We start from the raw sequence: 9,027 nt of genomic DNA on the forward strand, positions 1-9,027 counted from the left end.
GGGCTAACTATTCCGATTCATCCCATCGACGCCGCTTCGCGTCGATCAATGGGTTTTCTCGGAAAATTTCGATAAAATCGCACCTACAAGTAAATCCAAGTACCAAGCTTGATAGGGCGTATTGACCTTGATACGACCCTAGTGCGGTTTACTTTATCGGGGTCGTATCATCTATCTAAAAGCTAAAGCCCGACACCTAAAAGCTGCTCTTTTGCTAAACCTTACCCTCTAACTTTTGCTGCTCTGCGTGTGATGAGCTTACAAGCTGTTTAAAGTAATCGCTTTGTGCTGCGCTCAGTGGCATTTTTTTCCATTGTGCAGTGAGCTCAGTGGCGCGCTGCCCTACCCAATCACTGTGATCCTGATTATTAGCGACAAGCTGCGTCAACATAAGCCCCGACGGAGTTAGCTCTGGCTGTTGTAATAATGGCTTGTAGTGTTGTATCGCCTCACTGTAGCCGCTACCAGCTTGATCAAGTAACTCTGCTATAGCATCTAGCTCTGCAAATAGCTGTTCGCTCCAAGCACTGCGGCTAAGATCACCATTAGCAGTTTCTAGCAGTAAATCAGGGCATCGCCCCTGCTCGGTCACACGGGTATGATTGCGTGCCAAGCGCTGTTGTTCTTGCTCGCCAATTTCTGGGCTATCTTGTAATAAGCAAAACAGTAAAAATGTATCTAAAAAGCGAATTTGAGTGTCATCAATACCTAGCGCCAACATGGGGTTAATATCGAGATTACGTACTTCTATGTATTCAACCCCGCGATCGTTCATAGCCTGCAGTGGTGTTTCACCCGCGTGAGTAACACGTTTAGGGCGAATATCGCTGTAGTATTCGTTTTCAATTTGTAAAATATTATCGTTTAGCTGACGCTTTTCACCATTTACCTCAACCCCTATACGCGTATAAGGTGCATGTGGCGTGTGAAGCGCTTGTGTTAAATCGCGGCTATATTCAGCTAAGTTATTGGTACTTACATTTAAACTCGCTTGGGCATCGTTTTGATAGCCAAAACCACTCATTCGCAACGAAGTTGCATAAGGCATATAAAGCGTATCGCTGCCCAAACTGGCTAACTGATGCGCGCGGCCATCAACAAACGAGTGGCTTAACGCAGGAGATGCACCAAATAAATAAAGCAATAACCAACCATAGCGACGAAAGTTACGGATCAGCGCAAAATACTGAGCAGAACGAAAATCAGCAAGCGAGTCTTGGTTACCCTGTAGAGTTTGATACCCCTGCCAAAAGCTATCCGGTAATGAAAAATTAAAATGAATACCCGCAATACTTTGCATAATACGCCCGTAGCGCATATCTAGCCCACGACGATAAGTGTGCTTCATTTGTCCTTGCACCGAGCTACCATATTGAGCAATAGGCACACTATCATTACCTTGAAGCGCACACGGCATACTTGCTGGCCATATATTTTGCGCGGTTAGTTCAGTGGCAGTATAACGGTGCAATTGTTGTAAAAAGTCGAGTGTGTCATCAATACTTTCAACTGCTGGGGTAATAAACTCCAATAACGACTCTGAGTAATCTGTAGTGATATGAGGATGAGTTAGCGCCGAGCCTAAATTATAAGGATGAGGGTTTTGTGCCAACAAACCATCTGTAGTTACTCGTAAAGCTTCCTTTTCGATACCCCTTTTAATATGTGCCAATGGTTGGATCAAATCAGCATTGGCTAACTGTGTTAGGCGTGGAGTTAGGGATAACGTCATAAAAACCTCTGTAATAATTCAGTTAATCAGGAAGTTTCCCTGATCCTTTTTACTTGTGCTGCTTTCGCGCCTTAACCTAGGCATACGATGACTGTGCTAGTAAAAATAAGTAGAGCATTATATTTCTTATGCATTAATAAATAATCCCCTCATTGTGTAAATGACTTTTACTAAGTGGTAATAGTGCCAAAGGCGAAGTGCAAATTTAAAAAGCAATCTAAAAGGTTAAAAACTAAAGCGGCTAAGTTGACCCAAAACTCTCACTGTAAATATTAAACCTAAAGCGCGAGCTAAAATGACATCTAAAAATGGCCCTTTAACACCGAGCTTGGCAAGTTTTTAGCAGATTACTAATACCTGCTATTTATAACGCTGGCCCTCCCTATTTAATGAGAATAATGCTACAATATCAAAAGCTAAAAACATTTTTGTGTAAACAAACCCATGTTTATTATCGCTTATTATTTTACCTATTAAAAAATGAAAACCAGTTCATACTTAGCAGCAGAGTAACTACTATCCCATGCTCTAGTGCATAACTTACAATAACGACCTAACCCAGCCCTTAGCTACAAATGAGAATAATATATGTTTTTGATTGATCAAATAATATTGTTAGCCGCGGTATTAATTTTACTGGGTATTGTATCCAGTAAATTATCAGCTCGTCTCGGTTTGCCTGTACTGGTAATGTTTTTAATGGTCGGTATGCTCGCTGGTGAAGATGGCCCCGGAGGCATATTTTTTGACAATGCAGCAGCGGCGCATTCTTTAGGTACGCTCGCATTAGCAATGATATTATTTGATGGCGGTTTGCAAACGCCCTTAAAAGCGATAAAAAAAGTCTGGAAACCCGCCTCCGTGTTGGCCACCCTTGGGGTACTAATTACCAGCGCAGTAACTGGAGTTGCTGCCGCATACATGCTTGATATTCCTTTGCTACAAGGCTTATTGTTTGGCGCTATTGTAGGCTCAACCGATGCCGCAGCCGTATTTGCGCTACTGCGTAATGCCGGTATTCATTTAAACACCAAACTAAAAGCCACCCTCGAAATAGAAAGTGCCTCAAACGACCCCATGGCAATATTTTTAACCGTAGGCTTACTAGAGGTTCTGGTAAACGACATGAAGCTAGGCACAGGCCTATTACTCATGTTTGTATCACAAATGGGCTTAGGCGCATTAGTCGGCTTAGCCGTGGGTTGGAGCTCTGTTAAATTAATTAATAAAATTCAATTAGTTGCTACCGGTTTGTATCCGGTATTGGTTGCTGCGTGTGGTTTACTCTCATTTGGTATTACCGCAAACATTGGTGGTAGCGGGTTTTTAGCGGTATTTATTACCGGTGTGGTTATTGGCAACAGCCGTTTTGTGTTTCAGCGCAGTACGTTTTTATTCCACGACGGGTTAGCTTGGTTAGGTCAAATTACCATGTTCGTGGTGTTGGGCTTATTAATAAACCCAACCTCGTTATTAGATGTGTGGTTTGAGGGACTGATCATTGCATTAGTGCTTATATTTATTGCTCGCCCTTTGGCGGTTATTCCGGTGTTAGCGCTATTTGGTTTTAAAGCGCGTGAAATCACCTTAGTGTCTTGGGTTGGGCTACGCGGCTCAGTACCTATTATTTTAGCAATATTTCCTCTTATGTTTGGCCTGCCTGGCGCCGAACTCATATTTAACGTAGTATTTTTTGTGGTGTTAATTTCAGCCACACTGCAAGGCTCAACGCTTGCTTTAATGGCCCGCAAACTAAAGCTTACTTTACCACCGCCAGTGACTCCCGCAGCCACGTTAGAGATCACTGCTTTAGGCGATGTTGACGCCGATATTGTTGAATACACCATAGGCAAAATGTCACGCGCTGTTGGCCGTCGTTTATCGCAATTAGCACTACCCGATAGCACAGTAATGGCAATGATCAGTCGTAATAATAATATTATTGCCCCGCGCGGCTCTACGTTATTACAGGCAGACGATCAGCTATTTATGGTACTAAAACCGCATACCCGCGAGTTTGTTGACTGTGTTTTTTCAAGCACGATTGATCAAGATATTACCGAGCTTTCGGCAAAAGAGCTAAGAGTTAAAGGCAATACCAGCGTAGCCAGCATAGCCTATTCTTACGATATTCATATTGCTGCTGAACCAAACGATACGCTAGAGCAAGTACTAAAAACCTCGCTAAACAGCTTACCTAAGGTAGATGACTTTATTGAACTTGATGACGTAAAACTCACTATTTGTGAAATGGTTGGCGACCGTATTATTACCGTTGGTATTATAATTACCCTAGATGAAAGCCTAGAAGAATAAAGAGCTTACCATGGCTTTTAAGTAGTAAATTACATTTACTACAGCTATTAGCTAACAGCCTTACAGGGCTGTTAGCTTTAAAAGCGCAACGTTAAGGTTGTAGTAACAGTGAGGTAAGTCGTTGCAACCCTTTACCTTTATTAGTTATTTTCCAGGCAATAAATAGATCTTGGCAAGGTCGTTGCTCGGTTAGCTTTACCTCCACTAACTGCCCCGACCCTATATACTGCTCAATTAAACGCTTGGGTAAATAACCAATACCTATACCGGCAATAATAGCCGCAATTTTTTGCGCAACAGAGCTAACAAAAAAGCGCTGGGTGCCCTCTATTATATTTGCCGACCATGGAATTTCTTGCTCTGCAGAGTCGTGTACTATCACACTGCGGTACTGAGCAAGGCTACTCATATCGAGTGGTTGCTGCTGCGTTGCTAACGGGTGCGTGCTATTTACCACAAGTACACTTTGATACTCATCTATTTTAACCGCGCGAATGCCTTTTTGGTTCGGCACTGGCGACGGCGCGCCAATAACTAAATCAACTTTATCTTCAATCAGCACTTCCCAGCTGCCGTTCATTACCTGTTCTTGTACATCTATTTCAATATTTTTATGCTCTACTAAAAACTGCTCTATACTGGTAAATATCGGTTTTATATCAATAATAGAATCCAAAGCAATACGAATTTTTGGCTCCCAGCCGTTCGCAATTGTTTGTGTTTGCTCCGACAATGAATTAATCGCCGTAAGCAACTTGCGCCCCTCGGTCAGTAAATGTTTGCCCGCAGGAGTTAGCACAGCACGACGCCCCTGACGCTGAAACAAAGTCACGTTTAATTGCTCTTCTAGTTTTTGTACTATGTAGGACAGCGCCGAAGGTACTTTATTTAATTGCTCTGCGGCTGCCGCATAACTGCCACGATGCTCAATAGCGTCAAGCACCAGTAACGCTTCAATACTAATAGGAGGTGTACTCATGGTTTTTTTCATCCAAATAACAACTATTCAAATTATTTGAACATATCAAGCAAATAATAGGCGTTATTTAATTACATAACAACAACTACAATGGCTACATACTCAATTAAACATACTTACTTAACATCAATAAGGGCAAAAATTATGACTATTAAAAATATTGCTAACGTTATCACTAAAACTGAACAATCACTGGCTGCAGTACCACTGCGCGTTATTGCAGGTATTATTTTTGCCGCTCACGGTGCACAAAAATTATTTGCATGGTTTGGTGGTTATGGCTTAGAAGGCACAGGACAATGGATGGAATCAATTGGCCTAGCACCAGGGTTTTTAATGGCCTTAATGGCAGGTAGTGCAGAATTTTTTGGTGGCTTATTTTTAATTGTTGGTCTACTAACAAGACCTGCTAGCTTTGTACTGGCTATTACTATGGTTGTGGCTATATTTACCACTCACATTGATAACGGCTTATTTATGAGCAACAACGGTTACGAATTTGGCCTAGCGCTATTAGCAATCACACTGGCTTTAGTTATCCAAGGTGGCGGTAAATTCTCACTTGATAACGTAATTAACCGTAACTTAAACAAAGCGTAATATTAGTTATTTAAAACACACACCACATAGCTATGCGGTGTGTGTTTATGCATTTACAGCACATTAAGGAGTTAATAATGGGATTAATCGTAGACGGAAAATGGGTTGACCAATGGTACGACACCAAAAAATCTGGCGGTAAGTTTGAGCGCCAAGCAAGCCGCTTTACCCAACAAATTTCAAACGCCGCCGATAGCAAATTTAAACCCGAAGCGGGACGTTACCATTTATATGTGTCGCTAGCTTGCCCATGGGCACACCGCACCATGATAATGCGTAAATTAAAGCAACTCGAAAACGTAATTACACTTAGCGTAGTAAAGCCCGAAATGCTCGAAAATGGCTGGGAATTTGGTGAGCACGGCGATCCGCTTTATAACCTAGATTACGCCTACCAATTGTATTTAAAAGCCGATGCCAATTACGAAGGCCGCGCCACTATTCCTATTTTATGGGATAAAAAAACCCATACTATAGTTAATAACGAATCATCAAACATCATGCGCATTTTAAATACCGCGTTTAACGAGCTAACCGGCAATACCGACGACTACTACCCGCAAGCACTACAAGCAGAAATCGACAGCGTAAACGAGCGCATTTACAACACGGTAAATAACGGCGTATATAAAGCAGGCTTTGCCACCACGCAAAGTGCTTATAACAGCGCTTACCATGCATTATTCGAAAGCCTAGACTGGTTAGAGCAACGCCTAGCTACACAGCGCTACTTAGTTGGTGAGCAAATTACCGAAGCCGATTGGCGCTTATTTACTACTTTAGTGCGCTTTGACGCTGTGTATCATGGCCACTTTAAGTGTAATCAGCAAAAAATTAGCGAATACCCTAACCTATATAACTATGTCACTGAGCTGTACCAAGTACCAGGCATTAAAGACACTGTTGACTTGGAATACACCAAAATACACTACTACGCCAGCCACAAAACTATTAACCCCACCGGCGTAGTACCGCTAGGGCCTAAAACACAATTTGAGCAACCGCACGATCGCGACCGCCGGTATTAATCGGGCTTAGAGCTTCGGCAAAATTATGCCGAAGCTCTAAAGTAAGTAAACAACCAGTAAAAAATTCACAAAGAGGGTATGAGGCGCTGCGCTTTAGAGAAAAAACAATCCACGGTCAGTTTCCAGTTAGCCCTCTGCTCGTAGCTTTTATTTACTAACAAATATAATGATGTAACACTAAACCCATATTGCGCAGAACGAGCTAATAAATGAAACTAGGACGAAATGATCCCTGCCCATGTGGCAGTGGCAAAAAGCACAAACATTGTTGTATGAACACTGTATCTACTAAACAGCATGCACAAATATTTGATGACATAACGCAAACTTTAGCCATGAATCCAGAGTTAAGTTTAGATGAGCTAAACCTTGTCGCAGAACAAACAATAGCTGCGCGAAACAACCAAGCCGATAGTGATTTTTGCGGGCTTTGCCCAACGCAAATATCTAATTGGCTCTATGCCCCGTTCAACGAATTAACAAAAGTTACTTTTAATACTCCAGCAGATTTATCAAGTAGCCCAGTGATGAGCTATTTAGCATTAATTTTTACTGAAGCCATGCAACAAGGCGGCTCAATTAAAGCAACGGCTAAAGGCAATTTACCTGCTAAATTAGTCAAACAAGCCTCTGAGCTACTACCTAACTTTGCTGTTTCTAAATACCCCATCCATATCAGTATTAGTGAATTTGCAGGCAGTAACGAAGATAAGTTTAACGCCCTACACTACACGCGTACTTTGGCTGATGTTGCCGGTATTATTTACTATAAAAGTGGCCATTTTCATATTAAAAAATCGGTGCAAAAGCTGTATCAAACCCAGGGGATTAATGCTTTTTACCTCCCTATGCTCGAAGCCGCCATCATGCAATACAATTGGCGTTACTTCGACAGCTTTACCGATAGCGTGGATCTGCGCGCATTTTGGCTATTTATGCTGTGGCGACTACAAAAACATGCCTCGGTCGAGCAACTAATTGACGAAGTCATTACCGCATTCCCAGCGTTACTTAGTCACGCTCCAGCGTCTCAATACTCAAGTCCGAGTGAGCTATTAGGCAGACTGATTGAATCTCGATTCATCAATCGCTTTTTAGAATTTTGGGGATTTGTTAGCATCGATCCAAAGCGTAGGGGAAATGCCAATATACAGCCATTGCTAACGCAAACCTTTCAGTTTGCAATTTAGTACCACACATACAATTATTATTCGCCTCACACAATGAGGCGAATAGTATAGCTAATTGCCTCATTACTGATTTTTACGGCAACATCTAAAAACAGGTCACTATCAATTAACATTTCATTTTCAGAGCCTATATCAAGAGTTATCGCACCTATCTTCTGCGTATGACCAATAAACACGTCTAACCTATTTTGTTTAATACCACTGCTCATCGTTCACCTCTTTATTATTGTGGTGCGACGCGTCATCACTAACAAGGCTAAACGACAATCCCAAGTACTCCATCACTTTAAGCACATTAAAAAACTGCACATTAACATCACCTTTTTCTATTTTTATCAGCGTAGGCTTCGAAATGTTTAGTGCTTGCGATACATCAACTAGCGTAAGCTTCATACCGGTTCGCTTTGAAGTGATCGCTTCAGCGAGTAACACTGACGAAAATGACTTAGATAAATCAGGCATTTCAGTGTGTTTAACCACTCTTCCAAGTGTTTTTTTTACAGGGGGGTTACTCATTAAAGGTCAACTACAGTTTACTTATATGCTTTATATTAGAATACAGCTATTAAAAGTCAAATTAAGTTTACTTTTAGTTGTAATTAATCAGGCAGGAAACCATAAGTAACCTAAAGTTTACTTATGACTCATTTGAATTAGTTTTAGACCCTTAAGTAAAGTATAGATTACCGTAGGCGTTGAGCTTGCTGACGCGAAAAGCGCAGCTTTTAAATTGTAGGCAGGAGTTTACCTCGCGCTTGGGCTTTTAAATTGCAAATTTGAGTTATATGTCGCGTTGGCGACAGCAGTTAAAGCTTTATGTTATTTAACACTTGATTGCAATATAACTTAAATACATCAAATGCTTGCTGCCAATTAAGGCTATTATTCCCATAAACCATAGGTACTACATATTTGTTAAAGCGTTCTTCATATAATGTATTGGTTTGTAGTAAGCTTAAGCCAAACTTCAGTTCAGCAATCGGACTTTTCATAAATTCAGCGTGTTGGTTTGAGTAACGCGTTAAGTCTTCCGCAATAACTTTACTTACCAAAGACATTACGCCAGAAGCACTCGCAAGCCCAGCTTGTTGAATATAATACGTATCTTGACATCCTCCCCCACCTCGCTTCGCGCCCGACAAGTCGGGAAAGGAGGGGGATTCCTGTTTCATAGCGTATCGC

The 9,027-nt window shown here is 41.5% G+C and carries 8 protein-coding genes and 1 pseudogene; 4 read left to right on the forward strand and 5 right to left on the reverse strand.

The genetic code is table 11. The annotated features are described in order from the left end of the window. Nucleotides 1–214: 214 nt before the first annotated feature. Nucleotides 215–1,732, reverse strand: a complete 1,518-nt coding sequence (gene gshA, locus AAEZ18_RS17770; RefSeq protein ID WP_350546815.1) for a glutamate--cysteine ligase — start codon at nt 1,730–1,732, stop codon at nt 215–217. 588 nt (nt 1,733–2,320) lie between these two features. On the opposite strand from gshA, the gene AAEZ18_RS17775 reads away from it, so the two are divergent. Then, entirely contained in the window at nt 2,321–4,048 is a 1,728-nt protein-coding gene (locus AAEZ18_RS17775; RefSeq protein ID WP_089369055.1) for a potassium/proton antiporter, read from the forward strand. A gap of 91 nt (nt 4,049–4,139) precedes the next feature. On the opposite strand, the gene AAEZ18_RS17780 is transcribed toward AAEZ18_RS17775, so the two are convergent. Then, nucleotides 4,140–5,027 carry a LysR substrate-binding domain-containing protein gene (locus AAEZ18_RS17780; protein ID WP_089369321.1) on the reverse strand — a complete coding sequence of 296 codons (888 nt, stop codon included), beginning with the start codon at nt 5,025–5,027 and terminating at the stop codon, nt 4,140–4,142. Between the two features lie 144 nt (nt 5,028–5,171). Here AAEZ18_RS17780 and AAEZ18_RS17785 point away from each other — a divergent pair, with 144 nt between their 5' ends. From AAEZ18_RS17785 to AAEZ18_RS17795, 3 genes are all read left to right on the forward strand, one after another. Continuing rightward, nucleotides 5,172–5,627: a DoxX family protein gene (locus tag AAEZ18_RS17785; RefSeq protein ID WP_058374694.1), complete on the forward strand. Its 456-nt coding sequence runs from the start codon at nt 5,172–5,174 to the stop codon at nt 5,625–5,627. A 77-nt stretch (nt 5,628–5,704) separates the two neighbouring features. Beyond that, on the forward strand, nt 5,705–6,655 hold the full coding sequence (locus AAEZ18_RS17790) for a glutathione S-transferase family protein (RefSeq protein ID WP_089369054.1): 951 nt from the start codon (nt 5,705–5,707) through the stop codon (nt 6,653–6,655). 209 nt (nt 6,656–6,864) lie between these two features. Next, nucleotides 6,865–7,845: a YecA family protein gene (locus AAEZ18_RS17795; RefSeq protein ID WP_086996885.1), complete on the forward strand. Its 981-nt coding sequence runs from the start codon at nt 6,865–6,867 to the stop codon at nt 7,843–7,845. A gap of 26 nt (nt 7,846–7,871) precedes the next feature. Here the strand turns inward: AAEZ18_RS17795 and AAEZ18_RS17800 are convergent, their stop codons facing one another. The 3 genes and pseudogenes from AAEZ18_RS17800 to AAEZ18_RS17810 form a co-directional block, all read right to left on the reverse strand. After that, nucleotides 7,872–8,054 carry a hypothetical protein gene (locus tag AAEZ18_RS17800; RefSeq protein WP_086996888.1) on the reverse strand — a complete coding sequence of 61 codons (183 nt, stop codon included), beginning with the start codon at nt 8,052–8,054 and terminating at the stop codon, nt 7,872–7,874. Beyond that, on the reverse strand, nt 8,038–8,361 hold the full coding sequence (locus AAEZ18_RS17805; protein ID WP_086996891.1) for a helix-turn-helix domain-containing protein: 324 nt from the start codon (nt 8,359–8,361) through the stop codon (nt 8,038–8,040). The genes AAEZ18_RS17800 and AAEZ18_RS17805 overlap by 17 nt, the downstream gene beginning before the upstream one ends. Before the next feature lie 290 nt (nt 8,362–8,651). After that, nucleotides 8,652–9,027, reverse strand: a pseudogene (locus AAEZ18_RS17810) (hypothetical protein); the annotation flags it as partial.

It is taken from the genome of Pseudoalteromonas sp. 19-MNA-CIBAN-0066 (assembly GCF_040308705.1).
Classification (GTDB): Bacteria; Pseudomonadota; Gammaproteobacteria; order Enterobacterales; family Alteromonadaceae; genus Pseudoalteromonas; species Pseudoalteromonas nigrifaciens.